Below are 1,158 nucleotides of genomic sequence, written 5' to 3'. Positions count from 1 at the left end.
ATATGGCGACATGCAATTAATTGCTGAGTCTTATGATTTCTTGCGCATAGTTCTAGGGCTTAATAATGACGAGATTTCTGCCGTTTTAGGACGGTGGAATGAGACAGAATTAGACAGCTACTTAGTTGAAATCAGTCGCGATATTTTGGCGTTCAAAGACGAGCAAGGTAATCATTTGCTTGATCGTATTCTCGATAAGGCTGGTCAAAAAGGGACGGGTAAATGGACTGGAATCAACGCACTAGATTTAGGTGTTCCGTTGACCTTAATCAGCGAGTCGGTTTTTGCACGTTGTATTTCTGCTTTGAAAGATCAGCGCACAATTGCATCTAAGCATTTCTCTAAACCTAGTGTTGAAATTCCTGATAACAAAGATGAGTGGATAGAGATAGCGCGTAAGGCTTTGTTGGCATCAAAGATTATCTCATATGCTCAAGGTTTTATGCTGATGAAAGCAGCGTCAGACGAGCATGGCTGGGAACTTAACTATGGCAATGTCGCATTGATGTGGCGCGAAGGCTGTATTATTCGTAGTGTATTTTTAGAACAAATTCGTGATGCTTTCGCCTCTGATGGTCAGCTCGATTTTCTAGGCTTAGCTCCTTACTTTAATGAGATCTTGCAAGATTGTTTACCTGCGTGGCGAAAGCTAGTGGCCAAGTCGGTTGAGAGTGGAGTACCGGTGCCATGTATTGGCTCAGCGCTAAGTTTTATTGAGGCTTATAGTCGCGAAAAACTACCTGCAAATTTGATCCAAGCGCAGCGAGATTACTTCGGGGCGCATACCTATCAGTTAGACGGTGATGAAACTCAACAGTACTATCACACTGATTGGACTGGGCGAGGTGGAGATACTTCGTCGTCGAGTTATGATGTGTAGCGTATTGGTTGATAAGAATTTCAATCGTTAAGGCAGATATTTAGTCGCCAATTTTTCTACTTCAGGTTTCAGTAATTCAACTTGTTCCGTGTCGATATGGGCATTTAATCGTTTGGCGATATGTTTCATCGCGTTGATGCGGGCATATCGTTTGTTGTTTGCCGCTACTATATGCCAAGGGTTTTTCTTGCCATCAGTTTTATCCAGCATGTCCTCAAATGCTTGTTGGTAACTGTCCCAGTTTTGTCGATTTAATATATCTTCACTTGTGATTTTCC

Annotated in this window: 2 pseudogenes; one reads left to right on the top strand and one right to left on the bottom strand. The window is 42.3% G+C overall.

Annotated elements, in window-relative coordinates:
- Positions 1-880 (top strand): annotated as a pseudogene (locus tag A3739_RS06245) (NADP-dependent phosphogluconate dehydrogenase); the annotation flags it as partial.
- 27 nt (positions 881-907) lie between these two features.
- On the opposite strand, the pseudogene A3739_RS06240 reads toward A3739_RS06245, so the two are convergent.
- Positions 908-1,158 (bottom strand): annotated as a pseudogene (locus A3739_RS06240) (polyphosphate kinase); the annotation flags it as partial.

Source organism: Oleiphilus sp. HI0067 (assembly GCF_001635735.1).
Note: the sequence above shows the minus strand (reverse complement) of the source record. Positions and strands in the feature narration are given on the sequence as shown.